This is a genomic window from Amycolatopsis sp. SB7-3, assembly GCF_041021335.1.
Classification (GTDB): domain Bacteria; phylum Actinomycetota; class Actinomycetes; order Mycobacteriales; family Pseudonocardiaceae; genus Amycolatopsis; species Amycolatopsis japonica.
Genome location: NZ_JBFPJQ010000001.1, coordinates 3191267 through 3215928, shown reverse-complemented (window position 1 = coordinate 3215928; position 24662 = coordinate 3191267). Strand labels below are relative to the sequence as shown.

Below are 24662 nucleotides of genomic sequence, written 5' to 3'. Positions count from 1 at the left end.
CTAAACGGTTAAACGCCACATACTTCCGACGGTTCTGGGCGCGGTGTCCGATTCCTAGCGTTCATGGCACCGGATCTTCCGGCCACACCGAAGGAGAACCCAGATGAAGGCACGATCCCTGCTGATGGGCTTGGCCATGGCGGCTGCGGCCGTCTTCTCGCTTTCCGGCGTCGCGGCGGCGGCCGAGCCCACCGGAGGCGTCCAGCCGAACATCGTCGGCGGCGGCAACGCGACCCAGGTCTACTCGTTCATGGTGTCCCAGCAGTCGAGCTCCGGCAGCCACCAGTGTGGTGGCTCACTGATCAGCTCGACCTGGGTGGTCACCGCGGCGCACTGTGGCACGCCGTACCAGGTGCGGGTCGGCACCACGAACCGCACCAGCGGCGGTTCCGTCGCCCGCGTCGCCCAGCGCATCGCCCACCCGAGCGCCGACCTGGCGCTGCTGCGTCTCTCGACGGCGGTGTCGCAGGCGCCGGTCACGATCGCCGCTTCGTCCGGGGCCGTTGGCACCGCGACGCGGATCATCGGCTGGGGCCAGACCTGCCCCGTCCGCGGTGGTTGTGGCGCCCCGATCAACCTCCAGGAGCTGAACACCTCGATCGTCGCCGACACCCGGTGCAGCGGCATCAACGCCGCCAGCGAGATCTGCACCAACAACCCCAACGGCAACTCGGGCGCCTGCTACGGCGACTCGGGCGGCCCGCAGGTGAAGCAGGTCAGCGGTGTCTGGCAGCTGGTCGGCGCCACCAGCCGCGCCGGGAACAACAGCAGCACCTGCGCGACCGGGCCGTCGATCTACGTGGACGTCCCCTACTTCCGCAGCTGGATCCGCACCAACTCCGGCGTCTGACCCGGTCCCCGCGTCGCCCCACCGCCCCCGGGGGCGACGCGGGCCCAGCCGGTTCAGCAAGGAACCGTGCGGTAGTTCGAAGAGCCGCTCCAGCAGCGCGACCGCCTTCAAGGAGTCGCACCGCTCGGGGCGGCTTCTTCCTGTCCGCCAGTAGCTCAAGGTCGCGACACTGATCCGGACTCCCTGCTGGGCGAGCCGGTGCCGGATCCGGTCGAGCCCGAGGCCGCTTTCCGTGATCGCCCGGTCCAGGGCGCGGGGGAAGGGGTCACCGGGCCGGCTGCGACGCCGCGTCACCGTCATGGACCCGAGCGTGGCGATCAGCGCGCGGCGAAACAATCCGGGCGGGACTAGGTGTACCTACCCAAGAAATCCGCCGACCTGCGTTTCGCGGGCTAACCGCGATCCGCCGGGCCCAGGGCACCCACCTGCGTTTCGCGGGCTAAACGCGATCCGAAGCGGGGGAAAGCAGGTCAGGGGCGCTGCTGGCGAGTGAGGGCGTCGTCCGCGAGCACGGCCTCGGCCATCGCGGCCACATGCGGGGCGGCGGGCTGCGGCGGGACGACGGGAGCGGGGGCGACGGCGGCCGCGCGGGCCTTCCGGCGCTGGCGGAACACACCGAAGGCCATGCCGACGATGCCGAGCGCGACGGCGATCAGGCCGACCGGGCCCAGCAGGCCGAACGCCATCTCCGAACGTGACGCCGACTCCGCTGCCGACGCCGGAACGGCGCCAGCGACGAGCAACGCGACCGGGATCGCGATGACCGCCGCGGCCCGGGCCGCGGGCACGGACGATCGCATCAGGAGATGAACTGGGTTCCGCACCGGAGTGCCTCCCGTGACGTGACTTTGCCGAACCGGAACGCTAACCCGAACGAGTGAGCATTTCCAGGTTGCTGGTCAAAAAACTACCGAGCGTGTCAAGACCTGTGGGTTCTGATCAACTCGGGGCCCGAGACTAGCCCCTCACAGGGGGGATGTTTCGAGCACCCCTCGCCTCAGAGTTGCCATGCGGGGAATCGGTTTTTGACAAAACCGGACAGGGGTTAGGCCATTCGGCTGTCGCACGCGGCCGAACAGGCACGATCCGACTTTCCCCGGTTGGTTTCTTGTGCGCAATGGTCTATACCTGTTGGCCATACCCCTTAAAAGGTATAGACCAATCTCCCTGCATGGTCCCCTCGTACGAAGGAGCCACCGATGTCTCTTCGACGTATTCTCGCGGCGGTCGCCGCAACCTTCGCCGCCACCACCGTCGCCGTCGTCCCGGCCCAGTCCGCCTCCGCCGCGGACTGCGTGGCGCCGTGGAACGCGAGCTCGGTCTACTGGGGCGGCAACACCGCCTCCTACAACGGGCACAACTGGTCCGCGAAGTGGTGGACGCAGAACGAAACCCCAGGTACGGCGCAGGTCTGGGCCGATCAGGGCGCCTGCGGCGGCGGGACAACCAACCCGCCGAACCCGTCCGGCTTCGTGGTCAGCGAGGCGCAGTTCAACCAGATGTTCCCGAGCCGGAACCCCTTCTACACCTACAACGGCTTGGTCACCGCCCTCAGCGCGTACCCGGCCTTCGCGGGCACGGGCAGCGACACCGTGAAGAAGCAGGAAGCGGCGGCCTTCCTGGCGAACGTCAGCCATGAGACCGGCGGCCTGGTCCACATCGTCGAGCAGAACGAGGCGAACTACCCGCACTACTGCGACACGAGCCAGTCCTACGGCTGCCCCGCCGGCAACGCCGCGTACTACGGCCGCGGCCCGATCCAGCTCAGCTGGAACTTCAACTACAAGGCCGCCGGCGACGCGCTGGGCCTGCCGCTGCTGACCAACCCGTGGCTGGTGCAGAACGACGCGGCGGTCGCCTGGAAGACCGGCATCTGGTACTGGATGACCCAGAACGGTCCCGGCACGATGACCCCGCACAACGCGATGGTCAACAGCCGCGGCTTCGGCGAGACGATCCGCAGCATCAACGGGAGCATCGAGTGCAACGGCGGCAACCCCGCCCAGGTGCAGAGCCGCGTGAGCAAGTACCAGCAGTTCACCGGCATCCTCGGCGTCGACCCCGGAGGCAACCTGTACTGCTGATCCGTCCAGGGAACTGAAGGGGCCCTTCGCTGCATGTGACGCGGCGAAGGGCCCCTTCAGTTTTCGTCGAGGGACGCCAGTAGCCGACGCAGCGAAGCGTCGAGGACGCCGAGGTCCTCACCCAGCGGCGAGAGCAGCTTCGCGACGTTCGCCGTGTGCTCGGTCATCGCGGCGTCGACGACCTCGAAGCCGCGCTCGGTCAACGTGACCCGGAAGCTGCGCCGGTCTTCGGGATCGAGCGCCCGCTCGACCAGCCCGGCCGACTCGAGCCGGTCGATCCGGCTGGTCATCCCGGCCCTGGACATCATCAGGGTCGCGGACAGTTCGGACGGGATCAGCGTGTACGGCTTCCCGGACCGCCTCAGCGCCGCGAGCACGTCGAACTCCCCTTGCTTCAAGCCGTGTTTGGCGAAGACGGCCTCGACCATCGGCGTGGTCAGCATCGTGACGCGGCCGAGCCGGCCGGCGACCCCGATCGCGGTCAAGTCCAGCTCCGGCCGCTCGCGGTGCCAGGCGTCGACGACGGCGTCGATCGCGTCCGCGCTTCCTTGTTCACTCACGAAACGCAGTCTATTCGACGGGAGATAGTTTGACAGCGAACTATCAGCAGTGGAACTATCTCGGTCATGACACAGCGCATCGAAACCCGCGAACCCGTCCTCGTCCGCGCCGCCGAAGCCGAGACCGTCGGCGCGGCCCCCACCCTCGTCACGCTGCTCGCCGACGTCTCGACCACAGGCGGAGTCATGAGCAGCGCGAGAACACAGCTGGGCGTCGGCGCCGACGGCGCGGCGCCGCACTACCACACCGGCTCGTCCGAGATGTTCTTCATGCTCGGCGGAAAGCTGGAAGTCCTTGTGGGAGAGGAGATCGTGACCGTTTCCGAAGGCGACATGCTCGTCGTGCCGCCGCTGACCACACACGCGTTCCGGGCGGCTGTGGACTCGGCGGCGGACGTTCTGATCGTGTTCATCCCCGGCGTGGAACGGTTCGACTACTTCCGACTACTGGAGAAGGTCGGGCACGGCGAGGCGACCGTCCAGGATCTCTTGGACAGTCAGGAAAAGTTCGACAACCACTTCGTCGAAAGTCCAGTGTGGACGGAGAGCGCGAAGTCCCGTCAGTAGCCGCGCGGCGGGTATCCCGGCGGCGGATACTGCGGCGGGTACTGCTGTGGCGGATAGTGCTGCGGCGGGTGTCCCGGATATTGCGGCGGATACGGTGGCTGACCGTACTGCGGCGGGGGCGGGTACTGCGGCGGATACCCGGGGTTCTGCGGCGGATACTGCTGTTGCGGCGGATGGTAAGGCTGCGGCGGAGGCGGCGCGGCGGGCTGCCCACCGAGGTGGAACGGCAGCAGCGACACGAGCTGCGCGAGCCTCCCGAGCGTGGAGAGCACGTCGTCCGGTTTGGTCCGGCCGAAGGTCGGGTTCTCGACGTAGACCAGTTCCGCGCCCACCAGCGACCAGGTGTGCAGCTTCGACGACCGCATCGTGGCGGCGACCTGCGGCGTCAGCACGGCGACCGCGACGTTCGGGTCGGTGTCGATCAGCTTGTACCAGCGGTTGAACTTCCGGTCGGCGGTGGCGGGCTCCGGGTACTGATCGACGTCCCAGGCGGACTCGATACTCGACACGATCTGGAAGTTCGGCATCGGTGCGGGCAGGGTGACGACCCAGACCGTGTCGATCGAGATCGTGTCGAGCTCGTTGACCTTCTTGTTGGTCCACCGCGTGTGCACGCTCGTGACCGTCGGGCGGCGGTGGTAATCGAAGACGCTGAAGCGAAGGCCGTTGTACGCGCCGCTCAGCGCGCCGAACGCCATCCGCTTGTCGCCGCGCTGGTTGAACGGCAAGACCGTCCAGCGCTCCAGCAGGTTCGGCGCGTCCGGGCTGAACTCCCACCCGTACTGGCCGGACATCGCGTAGCGCTCGGCGTTGGTCGCCTCGATACGCCTGGCTTCGTTCGTCTCCATCGCAACCCCCGGATCTCCTGCGCGCAGGTTATCCGGAGTACGTCGCCGTCACCGGCGCGTGGTCGGACCAGCGCTGGTCGTAGGTCGCGGCGCGCTCGACCACGACGGAGGTGCACCGCTCGGCCAGGCCGGGAGTGGCGATCTGGCAGTCGATGCGCCAGCCCGTGTCGTTGTCGAACGCCTTCCCGCGGTACGACCACCACGTGTACGGGCCGGGGCCTTCCGGGTCGAGCTTGCGCTGCACGTCGACGTAGCCGGCCTCGCTGAACACGCGGCCGAGCCACTCCCGTTCCTCCGGCAGGAAGCCCGAACTCTTCTGGTTCCCGCGCCAGTTCTTCAGGTCGATCTTGTCGTACGCGATGTTCCAGTCGCCCACGACGACGACCTCGCGGCCACCGGCCTCGGCCTTGGCACGCAGGTCGACGAGGTACGGCAGGAACGCCGCCATGAAGCGCTCCTTCTCGTCCTGGCGCGGTGTCCCGACATCGCCACTGGGCAGGTACAGGCTCGCGACGACGACGTTCGGCAGGTGGATCTCGGCGTAGCGGCCGCTGTCCTCGAATTCGGGCTCGCCGAAACCGATGCGGACCTCTTCCGGCTCCGCCCGGCTGAAGAGCATGACGCCGTTGCGCCCCTTCTGCACGGACGGCGCGTGCACCACGTGCCAGCCCTCGGGCGCGGCGGCACCGGCCGGGAGCTCCTTGAGCTCGGCCCGGACCTCCTGACAGGCGACGACGTCCGCCTTCGTCGAGCCCAGCCACTCGACGAAGCCCTTTTTCGCGGCGGCACGGAGGCCGTTGACATTCACAGTGGAGACGGTCAGCACCCTTCGCACGCTACCCGGGGGGTCCGACAGAAACGGCACTGGGAGACTCGCGCGCATGAGCGAGCTGACCGTGCTGGGCAGCTGCGGCGCCTGGCCGGAACCCGGCCGGGCCTGCGCCGGCTTCCTCCTGGTCCACGAGGGCTTCAAGCTGGTGCTCGACCTCGGCCCGCCGCGCGACGTCGGGCCGTTCCGGATGACGACGTTCCTGCTGCCGCACCACGTTCCGAACTACGGCGCGCGCCCGGGCTGACCGTCGCCTACACCGGCGACAGCGGGCCCAGCCCGATCCTCGCGGAGCTGGCGCGCGACGCCGACCTGCTCATCGCCGACGCCACGCTCCAGGGCCCCTCCTCCGACGAGACGCCACGCCTGGTGTCGACGGCGGGCGAGGCCGGGTACTGGGCCGAGCGCGGAGGTGCCCGGCGGTTGCTGCTCACCCACTTCTGGCCCGGCTCCGACCGCGGGATCTCGGTGGCCGAAGCGCGGCAGGAGTTCAGCGGCGAGGTCCTGGCGGCCGCGGAAGGGGCCCACCTGCGTTTCGCGGGCTAATCGCGAAGCCGCAGGTCAACGCCCACGTCGCCTTTCGCGGGCTAAACGCGATCCCGCAGGTCACGGGCCACATTTCGAACCTTGGACCGGCGGCGCGAACTCGGCCGAAACCCATTTGCCCTCCGCGATCTTGCGGAAGCCGTTCTCGACCACCGGCTGCGCGTCGATCTTCGCGTCCTTGACGTACTTGCCGACGATCTTCTGCCCACCGGGGGCGTCGCGCGCGTTGAGCACGTCCGCCGTCACCACGACCTGGCAACCGGTCGGGCTCGACGCGCTCGACTCCCTGTCCTGTCCCGAGATGGCGACGACGACGATCAGCGCCAGTCCGCCGCCGATGAACAAGACCGGTTTCGAGATGGCCATGATGGTCACTCCTCGAACAAGGGAATCGTTTTCTGTCCGGTCCAGAGTGGCAGAAGCCGGGGCGGTCGCCCAGATCCCGGATCGCCTACCACCCGGAGGCGCCAACCCGGCCGGTCACGGGCTACCCACCGTCACAACGCGAAAAGGCCCCCTTCCGCGAGGGAAGGGGGCCTTCAAGCGGTTACGGGACTCAGGCCTGGGCGATCTTCTTGGCCAGGTTGGCGTCCAGCGTCGCGAGGAACTCCTCGGTGGTCTGGAACGGCTGGTCCTTGCTGATCAGCAGCGCGAGGTCCTTGGTCATCTTGCCGCTCTCGACGGTCTCGATGACGACCTGCTCCAGCTTGTTCGCGAAGCCGATCAGCTCCGGGTTCGAGTCCAGCTTGCCGCGGTGCTCGAGGCCACGGGTCCACGCGAAGATGGACGCGATCGGGTTCGTCGAGGTCGGCTTGCCCTGCTGGTGCTGGCGGTAGTGCCGGGTCACCGTGCCGTGCGCGGCCTCGGCCTCGACGGTCTTGCCGTCCGGGGTGCGCAGCACCGAGGTCATCAGGCCCAGCGAGCCGAAGCCCTGCGCGACCGTGTCGGACTGCACGTCACCGTCGTAGTTCTTGCAGGCCCAGACGTAGCCGCCCTCCCACTTCATCGCCGCGGCGACCATGTCGTCGATCAGGCGGTGCTCGTAGGTGATGCCCTTGGCGTCGAAGTCGGCCTTGAACTCGGCCTGGTAGATCTCCTCGAACACGTCCTTGAACATGCCGTCGTAGGCCTTCAGGATGGTGTTCTTGGTCGACATGTAGACCGGGTACTCGCGGTCGAGGCCGTACTGCAGCGAGGCACGTGCGAAGTCCTCGATGGACTTGCGGAAGTTGAACATCCCCATGGCGACGCCGCCACCCTCGGGGTACTGCGCGACCTGGAACTCCATCGGCTCGGAACCGTCGGCCGGGGTGTAGGTCATGGTCAGCGTGCCCGGGCCGGGGACCTTGAAGTTGGTCGCCTTGTACTGGTCACCGTGCGCGTGACGGCCGATGATGATCGGCTTGGTCCAGCCCGGTACCAGGCGCGGGATGTTCTGGATGACGATCGGCTCGCGGAAGATCACGCCGCCGAGGATGTTGCGGATCGTCCCGTTGGGCGAGAGCCACATCTTCTTCAGGCCGAACTCTTCGACGCGCGCCTCGTCCGGCGTGATCGTGGCGCACTTGACACCGACGCCGTGCTTCTTGATCGCGTTGGCGGAGTCGACGGTGATCTGGTCGTCGGTGCGGTCCCGCTCCTCGATGCCCAGGTCGTAGTACTCCAGGTTCACGTCCAGGTACGGGTGGATCAGCCTGTCCTTGATGAACTGCCAAATGATGCGGGTCATCTCATCACCGTCGAGCTCGACGACGGTGCCCTGGACCTTGATCTTGGCCATGAGCAGCGGTGCTCCTTCCGCGGATCTTCGCGTTTCTTCTTCAGTCTCCGGTAGCGGTACAAGCGTACTGCTTAACGGTCCTGGATGGTTCCAGTAGTGGTCGGTATCAAGTCTCCACGAGGCTGATGTGTCCGACGTCACCCGGTCGTACGACGGCCATCCGGCCGTCACGGGAACGTCGGCGACCGCGCCATCATCGAACCGAACCCGACAATCGGCACGTCGGCCACCGGAAAGGCGGACCTCATGACCACCGACCCCTACGCCGTGCCACCGCACGGGCAGCCGGCGACGCCGGAGCCTTACCTCCAGCCTAGGCAAAGCAGCCGGGCGGTGCCCCGGGTGATCAGCGGGCTGGGTGGTTTCCTGCTCACGCCGGTCGCGCTCGGCGTGACCATCTACGGCGGCACGCTGGTCCAGCGGGGTTTCTCGCGCTCCCTGTCCATCAGCGAGGACCCGCTCGGCATCATCCTCCTGTTCCTGGGCGGCCTGCTCCTGCTCGGTGTGGCGTTCCTCGGGGCGTTGTCCGGACTCGGTCCGGCGCTGGGCGGGCTGGTGTGGGGTGTGCTGCCGGGCGTGGGGTTCCTCCTGAGCCCGCGCGACGTCATGAGCGTCATCTACGACGCCGGGGGCAGCGGCCTCGGTGTCGGCCTGGTGACCTGGCTGGTGATGGGCGCGCTGGTGGGGAGCGGTTTCCTGTTGATCGGGGCGGGCCTGGTGGGCACCCTCTCGCGCCGTCGTTCAAATCGCGTTTAGCGGGCTAAACGCGCTCCGCGGAGATCAAAGTGAACCGAAGGGGGCCGGCGTCCGTAGTCCGGGTCAGGGAGGTGACCCGCCCATGTCATCGCACCGGTACGTCGCGGAGTACGACGACGAGGACTACCAGGAGTACGGCGAGTACGAGCAACCCGAAAACCCGCGAGACCCCCGGAGGCCGTACGAGGACGTCGAGTCGTACGAACCGTACGAGCCGTTCGATGACGACCTGGGCGCCGAAGACCCGCGCGCTGGCCGAGGTGTGCGACGCGTCCTCAGCGGCGCGGGCGGCCTGATCCTGACGCCGGTCGCCCTCGGTCTGCTGGCCTGGGGCGGGCTGCGGCAGCAGATGCTCGTCCAGGCGACGCTCAGCACCCAGCGTGACGTCTTCAGCATCGGCCTGCTCGTGGGCGGCGGGATCCTCCTGCTGGCCGTCGGGCTGCTCGGCGCGCTCTCGGCGACCGGCCCGATCCTCGGCGGTCTCGTCTGGGGCGTCGCACCCGGAGTGGCCACCATCGCCGTGCCCGAGTGGGGCTTCCGGCTGGTGAAACTGTTGCCGCAGAACGACGTCACCTACGGCGTCACGAGCTGGCTGTTCATCGGCGGCCTGCTCGCGACCGGTTTCCTCCTGATCGGCGCGGGCCTCGCGTCGAGACTCGCCCGGAGGCGCCGCTGAGCGGGCTGGGACCATCGGCGCATGGGTCTGTTCACCGTTCCCGAAGCCCGCGCCGAGCTAGCCCGGCTACGCCCGGTGCTCGACGAGCTCGTCCGTCTCCGCGCCGACGCGGCCGAGCTCGCCGCTTCCCTGCGCCCCGGCGGCCGGGAGACCTCGCTCGGCGGGATGCCGGAGTGGAAGGCCGCGCAGGCCCGGCTGGACGACCTGATGACCACCGTCCAGCGGACGGGGGCGGAGCTGAAGGGGTTCGCCCCGCTCCTGGTCGACTTCCCCGCCGAACTCGACGGCGTCGACGTCCTGCTGTGCTGGCTCGAAGGCGACCCGGAGCTGTGCTGGTATCACCGCGTCGACCTGGGTTTCGCCGGGCGGCGCCGCCTCCCGGATAGGGTCTCGGTCGTGAGCGAGGAGATCGCGGCCGGGCTGTTCGACGGCATCGCCGCGCACTACGACGAAGACACCTTCCACGGCCTCGTCGCCGACGCGCTCGTCGACGGTCTCGGCAGCACCACGCCCGAGCGTGTTCTCGACGTCGCGACCGGGACCGGGGTGGCCGCGTTCGCCGCATTGCGCCTGGAGCCGGGCGAAGTGCTGGCGATCGACATCTCGCCGGGCATGATCGCCCAGGCCGAGGCGAAGGCGGCGACGCACGATCCCGGCAAGCGCATCACCTGGCAGGTCGCCTCCGCGGTCCCGTCGCCGGTGGAGGACGAGGGCGCGGACGCCGTGCTGTGCGCGTCCTCGCTGCATTTCCTCGGCGCGGCCGCCCTGCGCGACTGGTTGCGTGCGTTGCGCCCGGGCGGGCGGGTCGGATTCAGTCTGCCGATCGCGTCGGCGTTCCGGCCGTCGGAGGCGTTCGCCGCGATCGTCCCCACCGACCTGAAGCTGCCGGAAACCGAGGACGATGCGGCGGAACTGGCCGCCGAAGCCGGCTTCACCGAGGTGACGGTGAAGCGGCTCGACGTCGAGTCCGACGATCGGGTCCGGTCGGTGTTCGTGGTGCACGCGACCAGGCCCTGAGGGCTACAGCGGCGCGAAGAACGGCACGCACTTCGGCGCGGGGGCGTTCTCCGGGTCGAGCGCCTTGAGGATCAGGCTCGTCACGTTCGGGTCGATCGCCTGGCTGAGGTGCCCGGAAACGTCCACGCCACACCGGTCCTGCAACACGATGTCGGTCGTGCCCGGCTCGCCGAGCACACCGCTGGTGTACGGCGTGACCACTCGATCGTGCCGGCTCACGATGCTCGTGTACGTCGGCCCTGGCACGCTCACCCCATCGCGGGCGAGGTCGTCGAGAAACGCCGATGGCGCGAGGTATTCACGGCACGCCCCGCAGACGCCGTCGGCGAGCAGGTCGATCCCGGGCAGCGACAGCACGGCCTTCGCCAGCTCGGAGAACCCGTTGAGCGACGTGCCCTTGAAGTTCGAGCCGAAGCCGACGAAATGCTTCACCTTCTCCGCGCCTCCCTCGAATTTGAGGTAGTACGCGGGCATCGTCGTCCCCTCGGAATGCCCGACGATGTCGACCTTGTCCGCGCCGGTGCTCGTGCGCACGCGGTCGACGAACGCGCCGAGTTCGGCCGCGCTCTTCCGCATCGAGGCGAGCCCGCCGAACAACTGTCCACCCAGGACGGTGGAGCCGTAGGTCAGCGAATAGACGCAGTAACCGGCGTCCTTGAGCTTCGGCGCGTGGTAGAACCAGTTGGTCGTCGCGTTGCCGCCGAGGCCGTGCACCAGCACCACCGGCTCGGGATGGCTCGCGCTCGGCCGGCACGACCAGTCGTTCCAACCGCTCGACGGCGCCGCGCTCGCCACCGCCGGGACGGCGATCGTGAACGTCAAGGCCGCGACAAGCGTGGTGAGGATCCGAGCCCGCATCCCTGCCTCCGGTTACTCGTCAGTATGTGATGCGAGTCATCATGCGTCACAAATCGACGAGCCGAACCGGGAGAACGACCAGACTTACGCGTCGCCTCTTGTGACGGATCACAAGGGCAGCAGCACACGCCTTTCGATCGGACTGGACATGACGATCGACGTCGTCGTGGCGCCCAGTGCGGACAGGTCCTCCAGCAGTTCTTCCAGGTGGCTCGTGTCGCGCACGGCGATCTTCAGGATCCAGCAGTCCTCGCCCACCACATGGTGCAGTTCGAGGATTTCGGGGCGGTCCATGATCTTCCGCGTCCGCGGATGCCGGACGGTGAACCCGCTGTGCGGCGCCATCCGCACGAACGCCCGCAGCCCGAGACCGATCCCGGACGGCGAAACGAGTGCCGCGTAGCCGGTGATCGTGCCGTCGGCTTCGAGGCGTTTGACGCGTTCGCCGACGGCGGCGGGGCTCAGCGAGACACGGCGCCCGAGTTCGCTCAGGGTGATGCGGCCTTCCTCCTGGAGGAGTTCGAGAAGTCGCCGATCGATCACGTCCAGTGAACTTTCAGTGGATCCTCGATTCGACCGAGAATCTTTCTGCGATTCCGCCGTTTCACCCATGCTTTCCCCTTCAAACACCTGGATCACCACCGTAACACTGGTGAACATGAAGAAAGTGCTCGTTCTCGGCGGAAGCCGGTACTTCGGCCGCGGGGTGGTCGAGCGGCTCCGTGATGCCGGAATGGACGTCACCGTCCTCAACCGCGGCTCCACCCCCGCGCCGTCCGGCGTCGCGCATTTGATCGCCGACCGCGACGACGAAGCCAGGCTCAAGGCCGCGGTGGGTTCCCGTTCGTTCGACGTCGTGCTCGACCAGGTCTGCTACACGCCGGTCCAGGCGGAGATCGCGCGCCGCGTCCTGCGCGCGGACCGCTACGTGATGACGTCGACGATCGAGGTCTACGACCAGGTCCGGACCGAGACCCCGATGACCGAAGCGCTGCTCACCCCGGCGACCGTCGACCTCGAACTTCCCGAGTACGAGTACGGCGAAGGCAAGCGGCAGGCCGAAGCGGTCTTCTCGGCGGGAGACACACCGTTCGTCCCGGTACGCGTCGCGCACGTCCTCGGTGGCGAAGACTTCACTGGGCGGCTGCGGCATTACGTCGAACGGCTGGACGCCGGGGACGCCGTGGACATCCACGCGGATCCCCGCCCCTCGACGTTCATCCACGCGCGTGAAATCGCGGACTTCCTGACCTGGGCCACGCTCGCGGACTTCACCGGTCCGGTCAACGCGGGTTCGCACGGCGCACTGTCGGTGCTCGATCTCGCCGCCGCCATCAGCGCGGAGCCGGGGTTCCGGGTCGTCGAGCAGGACGCCTCGCCGTTCTCCTTCGACCGCTACGCCGTCTTGGACACCTCGCGCGCGACCGGCCTCGGCTTCTCCTTCTCCACCACCACCGACTGGCTCGCCGAAGCCGTCGAAGAACTCAGAAAGGCTTGACCCCCATGCGTTACCGCAGCATCGGAGACGTCGAAGTGAGCGCGATCGGCCTTGGCGCGATGCCGCTTTCGATCGAAGGCCGGCCGGATCGCGACCGCGCGATCGCCACCGTCCACGCCGCGCTCGACGCCGGGGTCACGCTGATCGACACGGCCGACTCCTACCACTGGCACGCGGACGAGATCGGCCACAACGAGGAGCTGATCGCCGCCGCGCTGTCCGTCCACAGTGGAGCGGACGCGGTGCTCGTCGCGACCAAGGGCGGCCGTGGCCGTCCCGGTGACGGCTCATGGACCGTCACCGGGACTCCAACGCATCTCAAGGCGGCCTGCGAGGGCTCGCTGAAACGGCTCGGCGTCGACGCGATCGGGCTCTACCAGCTGCACAAGCCCGACGAGAACGTGCCGTGGGCGGAGTCCGTCGGCGCGATCAAGGAACTGGCCGACGAAGGCAAGATCCGGCTCGCCGGGATCTCCAACGCGTCCCGGGCGCAGATCCTCGAAGCACGGGAGATCCTCGGCGAGACACTGGTTTCGGTGCAGAACGAGCACGCGCCCGCGCAGCTGGCGCACGAACCGGAGCTGGCGCTGTGCACCGAACTCGGGCTCGCGTATCTGCCGTGGGGCCCGCTCCGCGGCATCGGCGCGGAATTCCGTGCCGTGGCGGAGGAACGCGGCGTCAGCCCCCAGCAAGTGTGCCTGGCCTGGCTGCTCGCGAAATCGCCGTCGATGATCGCGATCCCCGGCTCGACGAGGCCCGCCACGATCCGCGATTCGGCGGCCGCGGCCGATCTCGTGCTCACTGCCGAAGAGCTGGCCCGCCTGCCGTGATCAGGCGCCGGCCACCAGCGCCACGCCCAGGCCGATCATCGTCGCGGCGACCAGGCCGTCCAGCACCCGCCACGACGACGGTTTGCGGAAGAACCCGCTGAGCAGCCGCGCGCCGAAACCGAGCGCGAGGAACCAGAGCACGCTGGCCGACACGGCACCGACCCCGAACGCCCATCGGTCGCTGCCGTGCCCGGCCGCGATCGCGCCGAGCAGGAGGAGGGTGTCGAGGTAGACGTGCGGGTTCAGCCACGTGATCGCCAGCGTGGTCAGCACGATGCGGCGCAGCGATCCGCCGGTCTCCGGGCCGCCGGTCTCCAGCGCGGCAGGCTTGAACGCGCGGCGGGCCGCGAGAGCGCCGTAGCAAAGCAGGAAGGCGCCGCCGATCAGCGCGACGACGGTCAGCGCTTCGGGTGACGTCCCCACCAGCGCGCCGACCCCGCCGACGCCGAGACTGACCAGGATGGCGTCCGAGAAGATGCAGATCAGCACCACCACGAGCACCGCCTCGCGACGGATGCCCTGGCGCAGCACGAACGCGTTCTGGGCGCCGATCGCGACGATGAGGGCCATGGTGGCGCCGAATCCGGCACCCAGGCTGAACAGAACGTCTCCCATACGGACGAGGCTAGGAAGCCGATCGTCAACAGTACAGCTAAAGATTCTTACGTAAGATTAGCGCTCGTGATGAGAGATCTGCCCCTCGACCTGGTCCGCACGCTGCTGGTGGTCGCCGACGAAGGCACGTTCGACGCGGCGGCGTCGGCACTGCACGTGACGCCGTCGGCGATCAGCCAGCGCGTCAAGGCGCTCGAACAGCGCACCGGCCTCGTCCTGCTCATCCGCACGAAACCGGTGCGGCTGACCGAATCCGGGCAGGCGGTGGTGCGGTTCGGCCGTCAGATGGCCCTGCTGGAGGCCGACACCCGGGCCGAACTCGGCTTGACCGCCGGCGACGAACCGGTCCGGCTGCCGATCGCGGTGAACGCGGATTCGCTGGCGACCTGGTTCCTGCCCGCCCTCACGCGGGTGCCGCCCGAGCAGAAGATCTGCTTCGAACTGCATCGCGAGGACCAGGACCACACCACGACCCTGCTGCGGGAGGGCCTGGTGATGGCCGCCGTGACGTCGTCACCCGATCCGGTCGCGGGGTGTTCGGTGCACCGGCTCGGGCACATGCGCTACCTGGCCGTCGTGAGCCCGGCGCTCGGCACGGACCTCGACCTCGCCGAAGCACCCGTCGTCGTCTTCGACCGTCGTGACGACCTTCAAGACCGCTTCGCGCGCGAGCGCGGCACGATCGCGAGCTCGCTGCGGCACTACGTCCCGTCGTCCGAAGGGTTCTTCGACGCCGTCGCGGCAGGCATGGGCTGGGGCATGGTGCCGCTCGCGCAGATCGGCGACCGCCTGCGCGACGGCACCTTCGCCTGCCTGGACCCGGACCACCCGATCGACGTACCGCTGTTCTGGCAGCAGTGGAAACTCGACTCCCCCGCGCTGGCTGCGGTGTCGGACGCCGTCACCACGGCGGCCGCGGACCTGCTGGTGGACCCACACGGATGAGGACGCGCGCACCGGGCCGGTCGTGAGATCCTGGGCGCATGACGCGCGCATTGCACCTGGTCGGGGACGAGGAAGCGGACCGGCTGCTCACCGAAGACCCGTTCGCGCTGCTCGTCGGGATGCTCCTCGACCAGCAGTTCCCGATGGAACACGCGTTCCGCGGCCCGCAGAAGATCGCGGACCGGATGGACGGTTTCGACATCGAGAAGATCCACGCGATGGACACCGAGACCTTCGTCGAACTGTGCGTGGTCCCGCCCGCGATCCACCGCTACGGCGGCTCGATGGCGCGCCGGGTGAAGGATCTCGCCCAGCACGTCGTCGAGGTCTACGACGGCGACGCGGCCGGGATCTGGACCGCCGGGCGGCCCAAACCGGACGGCCCCGAAGTCCTCAAGCGGCTCAAGGCGCTGCCCGGCTACGGCGACCAGAAGGCCGCGATCTTCCTCGCGCTGCTCGGCAAGCAGCTCGGCGTGCAACCCAAGGGCTGGCGGGCCGCCGCGGGTGCGTACGGCGACCGCGGCTCACGACGTTCGATCGCCGACGTCGTCGACGCGAAGACCCTCGGCGAGGTGCGCGCGTTCAAGAAGGCGGCGAAGGCGGCCGCCAAGGCTCCGGCGAAGTAGCTACTTCTTCCCGGCCCCCGGCCACGGCCCCGGCGTCTCGGCGGGCAGTTCGGCCTGCTCGACCTCGGTGCGGAACAGCCGGAAGCCACGCGCCTGGTAGTTCTTGAGCGCGGCCGGGCCATCGGTGGTGCAGGTGTGGACCGTGACGCGGCGCGCCGGCGTCTTGCCCGGCCAGCGCTCCGCGAGCGCCCACGCCTCCCGCAGCGCGACGGTCAGCAGATGCCCTCCGAGGCCCTTGCCGACGAAGGACGACATAAGTCCGAAGTACGCGAGTTCGACTTCGCCCTCGACAGTGCCGTCGAGCTCGAAGTAGCCGCACGGCGTCCCCTGCGCGTACGCCACCCAGGTCTCGACGCCCGGCCTGTCCAGCCACTCGATCCACTGATCCCACGACCAGCCGAGCCGGTCGATCCAGAACCAGTCGCCGCCGACCGCGGTGTAGAGGTAGCGGTTCAGCTCCGGGCTGACCAGCTCGGCGCGGGTGACCGTCACCGGGACCGCGGGCGGCTTCGCCGCGCTCAAGTCGTCCGGCGAAGTCTGTTCGAGGTGCCAGGTCGTGATCTCCATGCGGCGATCATTTCAGCCAGACCCGCAGCGGCCCCAGCGCCGTGTAGCCGTCGCGGAGGGCGGCGTCGAGATCTTCGCCGCGTTCGTAGCCGGTGATCGGCAAGCCGGGGAAGCTCGCAGCGACGGCCGAGGTCGCGCCGCGCCATGCATCGTCCAGGTCGCCTTGAGTGTACAAATTGGACAGTCCGGCGAAGCCGCCGTCACGATTGGCCGTCACCCCGGCGACACCGTTCGACCACACGGCGACGGACGGATCGCCGTACTGGTCGTCGACTCGGGCCCAGCCCGATTCGAGCGGCACGTCGGCCGTCCGCGCGATCCACGTCGCCTCGAAGAGCACCTCGAAACCTTCGCGCGCGAGATCCAGGCAGGCGAAGCTGTCCTTCACCGCGCAGCCAGGCGAGGTGTCGATCCCGTCCAGTACCTCCGCGACCGTCGCGTCGGGAGCCAGGGTCACCGCGTCGGGGTACAGCGGCGGCGTCCGGATCGGCGACTTCCAGACGCGGGCGGTGAAGGTGCCCGTCCGGCACACCACATCGCACCAGCGGGCGTTGACGCGCGCGGCGTCGGCTACACCCGCGCGAACCACAGCACGTCCGGTTCTCCTTGCGGTACCGGGATCTTCAGCTCCCGCACCTCGCCGAACCGCGCCCGCAGCCGTTTCGCGAACGACGGGACCGACTCGGCGCTCCACACCGCGAGCACGCCACCCGGCCGCAACCGCGCGGTGAGCATGTCGAGACCGGCGCCGGAATACAGCTTCGCGTTGCCGTCGGTGACCGTCCACTCAGGACCGTTGTCGATGTCGAGACACAGCGCGTCGAACCGCTCTTCCGTCCGACGCAACCATTTCACCAGATCGGCCTCGACCACGGTGACCCGTTCGTCGGACAGGGCGTCGTCATGGACGTCCTTGAGCGGACCCTCGCGGTTCCAGCCGATCACGGCGGGCTCGCGCTCGACGACCACGACCTCACCGACACCGGGGTGGTCCAGCGCGGCGCGCAGCGAATAGCCGACCCCGAGGCCGCCGATCAGCATCCGTGCCTTGCCCGGCACCAGATCCGCGGCCACCGAGACGAGCAACCGTTCGGATTCACCGTTACGGGTGTCCATCAGGAAGACGCCGTTGGCGATGACCTCGAAATCGCCGCCCGCCCGGCGGAGCACCAGTTCGCCGCTCTTCCCGGCCACCTTGTCGAGTACGTCGGTCATCCGGGCAGCCTATCGGCGACGGTCAGAGCAAGCCCGCCAATTTGTACAACACCAGACTGCCCGCGACGGCGACGTTGAGGCTCGCGCCGGTGCCCACCATCGGGATTTCGACGACGGTGTCGAGAAGGTCCAGCGCTTCCGGCGGAATTCCCTGCTGCTCATGGCCCAGCACCGCGATCGTCCGCCCTCGCGCGGGCGGGAGATCGGCGAGGCGCACGGCTTCGTCGGCGAGTTCGACGCCGACGATCGCCGTGCCCGCCGCCTTCTCCCGCGTCAGCCAGCCGGGTGGATCGTGCACCCAGTGCACACAAGCCGGACGCCGCAACGTGTTCCCGCGGCGCAGCGCCTCCGGTACCCAGGGAAACCTCGGTACGGCAAGGCAAGCGCCCACGGCGTCGCAGGTCCGCAACAGGGTGCCGAGGTTCGCGCCGTGCAGCGGCCACAGCGGTGCCGCGACGAGATGCCCCCAGCAGGAATGGGATTTCCTTCTTCTGGCCGCACGCAGCTCCGAGGGCGTGCGGACCCGGATCGACGGGCTCACCGGACGTGAGGCGTCGCGCCTCCAAGGATTTCGAGGATCATGCCGACACTGTAGCGGGATCACTCCGACGCTCCTAACCTTGAAACGTCGGAGGTGGTTCTCATGCAGGCGACCGTCGGAGACGAGATCCACGTGCACGGACGCACGGTGGGCTCGGCCGAACAACGCGGCGAGATCCTCGAGGTACGCGGCGAACACGGTGCCCCGCCGTATCTCGTCCGGTTCGCGGACGGACACGAAGGGCTGGTCTTCCCCGGCCCCGACTGCGAAGTCCAGACGCGCGCCGAGTAGCCGTCACTCGGCCATGGCGGGCTGCTTCGCGCGGCTCCGCCAGCCCGCCACGACCACGGCCGCGCCGAGCGCGGTCAGCACCGCCGCGATCTCGGGCAGCAGGAGCGGCCCGCCGCCGCTGAGCACCGCTCCCCCGACCAGGCCGGAGAGGCCGACGCCGAGGTAGATCGCGGACGCGTTGAGCGAGAGCACGAGTCCGGCGTTCTGCTTGGACAGCTCGATCAGCCGGTGCTGGATCGGCGGGTTGACCGACCAGGTGGCCAGCCCCCAGAGGAAAAGGACGACGGCCGCGCCCGCGACGGTGGTCGCCACCAGCGGCAGCATCGCGAGCACCACGGTGATCCCGCCGAACACGATCAGCAGCGGTCCCCTGGCGCCCCAGCGGTCGGTGGCGCGGCCGCCGAGGACGTTGCCGAGCGCGCCGCCCGCGCCGTAGACGAACAGCAGCAGGCTGACCGTCGTGCCGTGGATACCCGCGGTGGCCGACAGGACCGGCGAGATGAAGGTGTAGACGGAGAACGCGGCGAGGCAGCCGAGCACGGTCGCGCCGAGCATGGCGAGCACGCGCGGGTCCTTGGCGACGGTGAACCGTTCGGCCAGCCGGACCGGGGGCGGCGCCGGGACGGCGGGCAGGACCAGCCGGACGGCGAAGGCGCCGAGAAGCGAGAAGGCCGCGACGAGCGCGAAGACGGCCTGGTAGCCGACGCTCTGCGAAAGGACACTGCCGAGCGGGACGCCCAGGATCGTCGCGACGGTGAGCCCGCCGAAGACGAGCGCGACCGCGCGGCCCCGGCGTTCCGGCGCGGTGAGTTCGGCGGCGACGGCGCTCGCGGCCGGGGTGAAGACCGCCGCGCCGATCGCGGTGACGACCCGCGCGAGGAGCAGGGTCACGTAGCCGGGCGCGAGGGCGGCGAGCGCGTTGCCGATGCCGGTGACGACGAGCGCGGCGACCAGGAGCGTGCGGCGCTCCCAGCGGCCGGTGACCGCGGCGAACAGTGGCGAACCGACCGCGTACGCGATGGCGAAGGCGGTGACCAGCTGAGCGGCGGCCGTCTCGGAGACGGCGAGCTCGCCGGTCAGCGCCGGCAGCAGCCCGGCGACGACGTAGCCGCTGGTGCCGACCGCGAAGGTGCCGAGCGCCAGCACCGCGGTCCTGGGTGGTGCGAAAGTCATGACTCCCCAGCTCCAGACCCCGCGGATCGCGTTTTGCCCGCTAAACGCAGGTCGGCGCCGGATCGCGGTTAGCCCGCGAAAGGCGACACGGGGTCGTTGTTCGATGGTTGTCGTAGTTCGATGGTGACCGTACTACGGATACGCGGGAAGTTCGAGGGGCGTCGTACTATGGACGGATGACCGCGACGCAGCAGTACGTCTATCCCGATCGGGACGAGATCCGGATCGAGGCGGTCCTCGCCGCGCTCGCGGACCCGGTCCGACTCGACATGGTCCGCCAACTGGCCGATGCCGGCTCCGAGATCTCGTGCAGTGGTTTCGACGTCGCCGTGACCAAGTCCACACTCACCCATCACCTGCGCACACTGCGCGAAGCGGGCATCATCATGGGCCGCCAGCAGGGCACCGCCCGCTACAACTCCTTGCGTCGCAACGATCTCGACGAGCTCTTCCCCGGACTGCTCCAGGGCGTGCTCGCCGCCCGCCGCTGAGGGTGGTCAGCCTCACCCGAAACCGGGATGACAAACGCCCCCTCGATCCGTTGAACTGGACGCAGGACAGCTCGTCGACGCTGGGGCCGCACGCGCTGTCTTCTTTTGTGCCCGAGACCTAAATCGATTCAGCTCCCCATCCGCGACGCTGGGCGAGTAATCGTTTACTCACGTACGACCCTCGAAGGGAGAGCCGTGCCCGTCGCGCTGCTCGCGCTCGCCATCGGTGCCTTCGGCATCGGGACCACCGAATTCGTCATGATGGGCGTGCTGCCCGAAGCCGCCGCCGACTTCGGCGTGTCGATCCCGTCCGCCGGTTACCTCATCTCCGGCTACGCCCTCGGCGTCGTGGTCGGCGCCCCGCTGCTCACCGCCGCCGCCGTCCGGCTGCCACGCAAGACGATGCTGCTGGCGATGATGGGGCTGTTCACGCTCGGCAACACCCTCTTCGCGCTCTCGCCGAACCAGGAGTTCGGTGTCGCGTTCCGCTTCCTCGCCGGCCTGCCGCACGGCGCGTTCTTCGGCGCCGGAGCGGTCGTCGCGTCCAGCCTGGCCAAGCCGGGCGAACGCGCGAAGGCCGTCTCGATGATGTTCCTGGGCCTGACCCTGGCCAACGTCGTCGGCGTGCCGCTGGGCACCTTGCTCGGCCAGAAGGTCGGCTGGCGCGCGACCTTCGGCGTCGTCGCCGTGATCGGCCTGATCGCCATGGCCGCGATCGCGAAACTGGTCCCTCACCAGGGCAAACCGGCCGAGCCGTCGCTGCGCGGCGAACTCGGCGCCTTCCGCCGTCCGCAGGTGTGGCTCGCCCTCGCGATCGTCACCTTCGGCCTCGGCGGCGTGTTCGCCTGCCTGTCCTACATCGCGCCGATGCTGACCGACGTCACCGGCTACTCGCCGTCGAACGTCACCCTGCTGCTCTCGCTGGCCGGGGTCGGCATGACGATCGGCAACATCCTCGGCGGCAGGCTCGCCGACAAGGCGCTGATGCCGAGCCTCTACGTCTCGCTGTTGGGCCTGGCCGCGGTGCTGGCGATCTTCACCTTCACCGCGAACGGCAAGGTCGGCGCGGCGGTGACGATCTTCTTCGTCGGCCTCGCCGGGTTCATGATCGGCCCGATGATGCAGGCGCGGATCATGGAGAAGGCGGGCGGGACGCCGTCGCTGGTCTCCGCGGCCGTGCAGTCGGCGTTCAACATCGCGAACTCGATCGGCGCCTACCTGGGCGGACTGGTGATCGCGGGCGGCTTCGGCCTGGTCGCGCCGAACTGGGTCGGTGCGTCGCTGGCCGTCCTGGGGCTCTCGCTGGCCGTCGTGTCCGGCGGCATGGACCGCCGCGAAGCACGCCTCGCGCCCGCGATGGCTTCCTGACCTCTTAGGACAGGGGCCCGCCGGTGATCGTGAACGCGATGAAGAGGATCAACACCGACAGCGCGCCGTAGGTCAGGACGTCGACCGGCTTGCCCCTGATCGCCAGCAACCCGGCCTTCGCTTCGGGCAGCGCCGCCCGGAGCAGGCCGGCGAGCAGCAACGCGCCGCCGATCAGCGCGGCGCCCTGCCGCCAGTGGTACTGGCCGATCCGCAGGGCGGCGACCGCCACCACGAGCATCACCAGCAGAAACGGCAGGTGATGGAGCAGTGCCCCACGGTCACGCCGCTGTCCGGCCACCGCCATCAGTCCTCGTCCTTCGGGGTCTCGCCGGCAAATCGGTTCACGCCGTCAGTATCCCGGGTGAGTGATCCGGCAGCAGGTCAGGGCGTCTTCCGAGGGAGTCAATAGCGGCAAAACCCACATGCGGGGTGCACAGGAGCGCGGATACGGTCAAAATGTGACCGTGGCACAACCGACGACTCAGTTGAACGCGACCGAGCAGGACACCCTGGTCAAACAGATCGGCCTCGCCCTGCTGCGGGCCGCTCCGCGTGATTGGCGGAAGGTGACCGCCGAGTACCGAGCCGTCGGCAGGTACCACGAGATGACCGGCGAGATCATCACCGAGGACGGCACCTCGCACGAGTGGGTCGCGACGCACGACATCGCGACGCTGTTCGGCAGGCTCCGCGCCGGGATGTACCGCGACGGCCGCGGCACCTGGTTCAACGCCCGTTACCAGCTCGACCACCCGTCCAGCTACAACCTCGAGTACAACCGCGACGAGCCGCAGTGGCGCCTCGCGCCGCCTCCGCAGGCGCTCTCCGACGAACTGCGCATGTTCCCCCGCTCCGAGGAGAACGTGCCCGAATGGCTGATCCGGCGTATGTCCGGCCTCGGCCCCGAGCAGCCCGGACCGCATTTCCGCATCGCCCGCATCTTCGACACCATCGGCCCGGCCGGGCGTCCGGTGATCAACCGGCCCGACCTGGAGATCGAGGAGCAGGACAGGCTGCTCGAATACCTCGACCACGCGCCGCTGGTGGTCACCGAGCGCGGCTACGACATCGACCGGCTCGCCCAGACGCCCGAGGCCACCGTCCCGGTCGCCTTCCACAGCGACGGGCAGTGGATCTGGCCCGCCGCCGTCAACTTCTACCTGCGCGAGTACGGCGTCTCGCCGGAGCTCGACCTGATCGACCACGTCCGGCAGAACGACTTCACGCTGCCCGAGGTCGACGCCCCGACGCTGCAGGCCGCGGCGGGGTACCTCACCCGGGGGAATCAGCCCCCGCAGCAGCGCCCCGGCCCGGGTGGACCCAACGGCGTGCCCGCGGGACCGCCTCCGCAGGGCCCGCCGCAGAACGGCCCGGCGCCTTCGCCGCAGGCAGGCCCGGGCGCTCCCGCACAGGCCGGTCCCGGTGGTCCGGGGCCGAACCAGCCCCCCGCTCAGCCGCCCGTCCCGCCGCCGCACCAGCAGGGCCCGGATCCGGCCGTGGCGGCCGCCGCGGCCGCGGCACCGGTCGCCGCGGCGGCGGCCGTCCCCGCCGCCGAGTCGGCCGTCCCTGACCAGGCCGAGCAGGCCCAGCGGTACGAGGACGACTACGACACCCGGGACTACCAGGCGCAGGACTTCCACGAGGCCGCCGCCGAGCAGCAGTACGAAGAGGGTTACGAAGACCCGTACACGTCCGAACAGGACGCCTACACCGACGAGGCCCGGCAGGACACCGAGCCCGAGCCGGAACCGCGGATCGCCGACCCGGAGGCGACCACGTACGCGCGGGCTCCGCAGGCCGACGCCTACGAGCAGCCTCCTCACGAGGAGGAGCAGGACGCGTACGCCCGGCAGGAGGAAGAGCAGCCGTACGCGCCCCCGGAGGAGGAGACGACCACCGGCTATACCCCGGTCGAGCAGGCCGACGCCGGTCCTGAGCTGCCTCTCCTGACGCACGACGCGGAGCCGAACGTGGCGCCGCCGCCGTCGGATTCCGAGGTCACACAGGTCGACGCCCCACCGCAGGAGCGGGGGACCTTTGCTACCACCCCCGCGCCCCAGCCGGAGCCCGAGCCGCGACGCGAGGAAGCGCAGCCGCGCCGCGCCGAGCACCCCGTGCCGGTGCTGAACGAGCTGCAGGCGAGGTTCGACGAGCTCGACGTGCCCGAAGACGTCTACCGCATCGGCGGCCCCGCCGAGCACGGCTGGAGCGTCGAGCAGGTCGACGGTGGCGGCTGGCGCGTCGGCTGGTACGACGGGAAGCTGACCAACCCGGCGGTGTTCGGCGACGCCGAGGACGCGGCCGCGTTCATGCTCGGCAAGGTCCTGTTGAACCCGAACGGCGCCCCGCCTCCCGAGGAGCCGCCCGCCGCCGAAGAGCCGCCTGTCGAGGAGCCCGCTCCGGCGCCTCCCGTGCTGGCGACGCTGTCCCCCGAGATCGCGACCGGTTCGCATCCGGTGCCGCCGCGGGAGTCGATCCCGGCGCAGGAACAGACCGCGTTCACGACGGCCGAGGAGCTGCTCGGGGACGATCTGGACGACGAGCCCGCCCCCGCTCCGGTCCCGCCCGCGCCCCCGTCGCGGCCGAACCCGGTGCTGGCGAGCCCGCCGCCCGCGCCGCCGCGGCGTGAGCCGCCGGTGACGCCGCCGCCTCCGCCGCCGATGCGGCGCGAGGAACCGGCCCGTCCGCCGGTCGCGGCGAACGCCGGGGCGCCCGACGCCAAGCAGAACTGGCCGATCTCGCCGCTCAACGGCGAGCCGCCGCTGACGCTGTTCCGCGGCAAGGAGCTGCGTGAGCTGCCCGCCGGCAGCGAACTGGACCGTTTCGGCGGCCCGAACGGCAACCTGACCTACGCGGCCGGGACGCCGTTCGAGGAGCGCTCGCTCGTGCCGGAGTGGGTGAACCGGCCGTACCACGTGTACCGCGTGCAGCGTCCGCTCGAAGCCCTCGCCGGTGTCGCGATCCCGTGGTTCAACCAGCCGGGTGGCGGGTCGGCGTACCTGCTGCCCGCGTCGATCGAGGAGTTGCTCGCCGAGGGCGACCTCATCGAGCTGGACCCGGGCGAACCGCCGATCGACTAGCCCTCTCAAGCGCTATGAACGGGCCGTTCCTTGCAAATTTTGCAAGGAACG

At 69.4% G+C, this 24662-nt stretch carries 29 protein-coding genes and 1 pseudogene; 15 read left to right on the top strand and 15 right to left on the bottom strand.

Annotated elements, in window-relative coordinates; genetic code table 11:
* The first annotated feature begins 103 nt into the window (after positions 1-103).
* Positions 104-850, top strand: a complete 747-nt coding sequence (locus tag AB8M46_RS15925; protein ID WP_037332450.1) for a trypsin-like serine protease — start codon at positions 104-106, stop codon at positions 848-850.
* A gap of 470 nt (positions 851-1320) precedes the next feature.
* Here AB8M46_RS15925 and AB8M46_RS15920 read toward each other — a convergent pair whose 3' ends face one another.
* The gene (locus tag AB8M46_RS15920) at positions 1321-1650 is read right to left on the bottom strand and encodes a hypothetical protein (protein WP_037332451.1); all 330 of its coding nucleotides are present in this window, start codon (positions 1648-1650) and stop codon (positions 1321-1323) included.
* Between the two features lie 399 nt (positions 1651-2049).
* Here AB8M46_RS15920 and AB8M46_RS15915 point away from each other — a divergent pair, with 399 nt between their 5' ends.
* On the top strand, positions 2050-2934 hold the full coding sequence (locus AB8M46_RS15915; RefSeq protein WP_037332453.1) for a glycoside hydrolase family 19 protein: 885 nt from the start codon (positions 2050-2052) through the stop codon (positions 2932-2934).
* 56 nt (positions 2935-2990) lie between these two features.
* Here the strand turns inward: AB8M46_RS15915 and AB8M46_RS15910 are convergent, their stop codons facing one another.
* Entirely contained in the window at positions 2991-3494 is a 504-nt protein-coding gene (locus AB8M46_RS15910; RefSeq protein WP_350595131.1) for a MarR family transcriptional regulator, read from the bottom strand.
* Between the two features lie 66 nt (positions 3495-3560).
* Here AB8M46_RS15910 and AB8M46_RS15905 point away from each other — a divergent pair, with 66 nt between their 5' ends.
* Positions 3561-4061 carry a cupin domain-containing protein gene (locus AB8M46_RS15905; RefSeq protein ID WP_394360585.1) on the top strand — a complete coding sequence of 167 codons (501 nt, stop codon included), beginning with the start codon at positions 3561-3563 and terminating at the stop codon, positions 4059-4061.
* On the opposite strand, the gene AB8M46_RS15900 is transcribed toward AB8M46_RS15905, so the two are convergent.
* On the bottom strand, positions 4055-4909 hold the full coding sequence (locus tag AB8M46_RS15900; RefSeq protein ID WP_125732314.1) for a hypothetical protein: 855 nt from the start codon (positions 4907-4909) through the stop codon (positions 4055-4057). The genes AB8M46_RS15905 and AB8M46_RS15900 overlap by 7 nt on opposite strands.
* 28 nt (positions 4910-4937) lie before the next feature.
* Positions 4938-5744 (bottom strand): exodeoxyribonuclease III, encoded by an 807-nt coding sequence (locus tag AB8M46_RS15895; protein WP_394360584.1) that lies wholly within the window; start codon positions 5742-5744, stop codon positions 4938-4940.
* A gap of 46 nt (positions 5745-5790) precedes the next feature.
* Here AB8M46_RS15895 and AB8M46_RS15890 point away from each other — a divergent pair.
* Positions 5791-6284, top strand: a pseudogene (locus tag AB8M46_RS15890) (MBL fold metallo-hydrolase).
* Between the two features lie 60 nt (positions 6285-6344).
* On the opposite strand, the gene AB8M46_RS15885 reads toward AB8M46_RS15890, so the two are convergent.
* A complete protein-coding gene (locus AB8M46_RS15885) occupies positions 6345-6650 on the bottom strand; it encodes a hypothetical protein (protein WP_081975676.1) in 306 nt (101 codons plus the stop codon).
* 190 nt (positions 6651-6840) lie between these two features.
* Positions 6841-8064: an NADP-dependent isocitrate dehydrogenase gene (locus AB8M46_RS15880; protein ID WP_037332460.1), complete on the bottom strand. Its 1224-nt coding sequence runs from the start codon at positions 8062-8064 to the stop codon at positions 6841-6843.
* A gap of 246 nt (positions 8065-8310) precedes the next feature.
* Here AB8M46_RS15880 and AB8M46_RS15875 point away from each other — a divergent pair, with 246 nt between their 5' ends.
* The 3 genes from AB8M46_RS15875 (at position 8311) to AB8M46_RS15865 (ending at position 10513) form a co-directional block, all read left to right on the top strand.
* Positions 8311-8820, top strand: coding sequence for a hypothetical protein (locus AB8M46_RS15875; RefSeq protein ID WP_233629569.1), 510 nt, complete (start codon positions 8311-8313; stop codon positions 8818-8820).
* Positions 8821-8902: 82 nt separating this feature from the next.
* Complete coding sequence (locus tag AB8M46_RS15870; RefSeq protein WP_073847406.1) at positions 8903-9496, top strand: hypothetical protein; 594 nt, start codon at positions 8903-8905, stop codon at positions 9494-9496.
* 21 nt (positions 9497-9517) lie between these two features.
* Positions 9518-10513 carry a DUF2203 family protein gene (locus tag AB8M46_RS15865; RefSeq protein WP_394360583.1) on the top strand — a complete coding sequence of 332 codons (996 nt, stop codon included), beginning with the start codon at positions 9518-9520 and terminating at the stop codon, positions 10511-10513.
* 3 nt (positions 10514-10516) lie between these two features.
* Here the strand turns inward: AB8M46_RS15865 and AB8M46_RS15860 are convergent, their stop codons facing one another.
* Together AB8M46_RS15860 and AB8M46_RS15855 are read right to left on the bottom strand one after the other, a co-directional pair.
* The gene (locus AB8M46_RS15860) at positions 10517-11371 is read right to left on the bottom strand and encodes an esterase/lipase family protein (RefSeq protein ID WP_394360582.1); all 855 of its coding nucleotides are present in this window, start codon (positions 11369-11371) and stop codon (positions 10517-10519) included.
* Positions 11372-11479: 108 nt separating this feature from the next.
* Complete coding sequence (locus AB8M46_RS15855; RefSeq protein WP_200882661.1) at positions 11480-11914, bottom strand: Lrp/AsnC family transcriptional regulator; 435 nt, start codon at positions 11912-11914, stop codon at positions 11480-11482.
* A gap of 115 nt (positions 11915-12029) precedes the next feature.
* Between AB8M46_RS15855 and AB8M46_RS15850 the strand changes: the two genes are divergently transcribed.
* Positions 12030-12869 carry an NAD-dependent epimerase/dehydratase family protein gene (locus tag AB8M46_RS15850; RefSeq protein WP_394360581.1) on the top strand — a complete coding sequence of 280 codons (840 nt, stop codon included), beginning with the start codon at positions 12030-12032 and terminating at the stop codon, positions 12867-12869.
* Between the two features lie 5 nt (positions 12870-12874).
* A complete protein-coding gene (locus AB8M46_RS15845) occupies positions 12875-13699 on the top strand; it encodes an aldo/keto reductase (RefSeq protein WP_394360580.1) in 825 nt (274 codons plus the stop codon).
* On the opposite strand, the gene AB8M46_RS15840 is transcribed toward AB8M46_RS15845, so the two are convergent.
* Complete coding sequence (locus tag AB8M46_RS15840) at positions 13700-14314, bottom strand: LysE/ArgO family amino acid transporter (protein WP_037332475.1); 615 nt, start codon at positions 14312-14314, stop codon at positions 13700-13702. It lies immediately after the preceding gene.
* 66 nt (positions 14315-14380) lie between these two features.
* Between AB8M46_RS15840 and AB8M46_RS15835 the strand changes: the two genes are divergently transcribed.
* Positions 14381-15259 (top strand): LysR family transcriptional regulator ArgP, encoded by an 879-nt coding sequence (locus tag AB8M46_RS15835; protein ID WP_360084173.1) that lies wholly within the window; start codon positions 14381-14383, stop codon positions 15257-15259.
* Between the two features lie 38 nt (positions 15260-15297).
* The gene (locus AB8M46_RS15830; protein WP_360968066.1) at positions 15298-15885 is read left to right on the top strand and encodes an HhH-GPD-type base excision DNA repair protein; all 588 of its coding nucleotides are present in this window, start codon (positions 15298-15300) and stop codon (positions 15883-15885) included.
* On the opposite strand, the gene AB8M46_RS15825 is transcribed toward AB8M46_RS15830, so the two are convergent.
* The 4 genes from AB8M46_RS15825 to AB8M46_RS15810 are packed head-to-tail and all read right to left on the bottom strand — an operon-like array spanning position 15886 to position 18208.
* Positions 15886-16452 carry a GNAT family N-acetyltransferase gene (locus AB8M46_RS15825; protein WP_394360579.1) on the bottom strand — a complete coding sequence of 189 codons (567 nt, stop codon included), beginning with the start codon at positions 16450-16452 and terminating at the stop codon, positions 15886-15888. It lies immediately after the preceding gene.
* A 7-nt stretch (positions 16453-16459) separates the two neighbouring features.
* A complete protein-coding gene (locus AB8M46_RS15820) occupies positions 16460-17041 on the bottom strand; it encodes a hypothetical protein (RefSeq protein WP_394360578.1) in 582 nt (193 codons plus the stop codon).
* Positions 17023-17667, bottom strand: a complete 645-nt coding sequence (locus AB8M46_RS15815) for a spermidine synthase (RefSeq protein WP_378428556.1) — start codon at positions 17665-17667, stop codon at positions 17023-17025. Before AB8M46_RS15815 ends, AB8M46_RS15820 begins: the two co-directional genes overlap by 19 nt.
* 22 nt (positions 17668-17689) lie before the next feature.
* The gene (locus tag AB8M46_RS15810; protein WP_228694728.1) at positions 17690-18208 is read right to left on the bottom strand and encodes a TrmH family RNA methyltransferase; all 519 of its coding nucleotides are present in this window, start codon (positions 18206-18208) and stop codon (positions 17690-17692) included.
* Between the two features lie 102 nt (positions 18209-18310).
* On the opposite strand from AB8M46_RS15810, the gene AB8M46_RS15805 reads away from it, so the two are divergent.
* The gene (locus AB8M46_RS15805; protein WP_037332488.1) at positions 18311-18499 is read left to right on the top strand and encodes a DUF1918 domain-containing protein; all 189 of its coding nucleotides are present in this window, start codon (positions 18311-18313) and stop codon (positions 18497-18499) included.
* Positions 18500-18502: 3 nt separating this feature from the next.
* On the opposite strand, the gene AB8M46_RS15800 is transcribed toward AB8M46_RS15805, so the two are convergent.
* Entirely contained in the window at positions 18503-19672 is a 1170-nt protein-coding gene (locus tag AB8M46_RS15800) for an MFS transporter (RefSeq protein ID WP_394360577.1), read from the bottom strand.
* Positions 19673-19848: 176 nt separating this feature from the next.
* On the opposite strand from AB8M46_RS15800, the gene AB8M46_RS15795 reads away from it, so the two are divergent.
* Complete coding sequence (locus tag AB8M46_RS15795; RefSeq protein WP_125732284.1) at positions 19849-20163, top strand: helix-turn-helix transcriptional regulator; 315 nt, start codon at positions 19849-19851, stop codon at positions 20161-20163.
* A 195-nt stretch (positions 20164-20358) separates the two neighbouring features.
* A complete protein-coding gene (locus AB8M46_RS15790; RefSeq protein ID WP_350595160.1) occupies positions 20359-21531 on the top strand; it encodes an MFS transporter in 1173 nt (390 codons plus the stop codon).
* 4 nt (positions 21532-21535) lie between these two features.
* On the opposite strand, the gene AB8M46_RS15785 is transcribed toward AB8M46_RS15790, so the two are convergent.
* Positions 21536-21835 carry a DUF3017 domain-containing protein gene (locus AB8M46_RS15785; protein ID WP_007032100.1) on the bottom strand — a complete coding sequence of 100 codons (300 nt, stop codon included), beginning with the start codon at positions 21833-21835 and terminating at the stop codon, positions 21536-21538.
* A 118-nt stretch (positions 21836-21953) separates the two neighbouring features.
* Between AB8M46_RS15785 and AB8M46_RS15780 the strand changes: the two genes are divergently transcribed.
* Positions 21954-24611, top strand: a complete 2658-nt coding sequence (locus tag AB8M46_RS15780) for a glycohydrolase toxin TNT-related protein (RefSeq protein WP_394360576.1) — start codon at positions 21954-21956, stop codon at positions 24609-24611.
* The last annotated feature ends 51 nt before the right edge of the window (positions 24612-24662 follow it).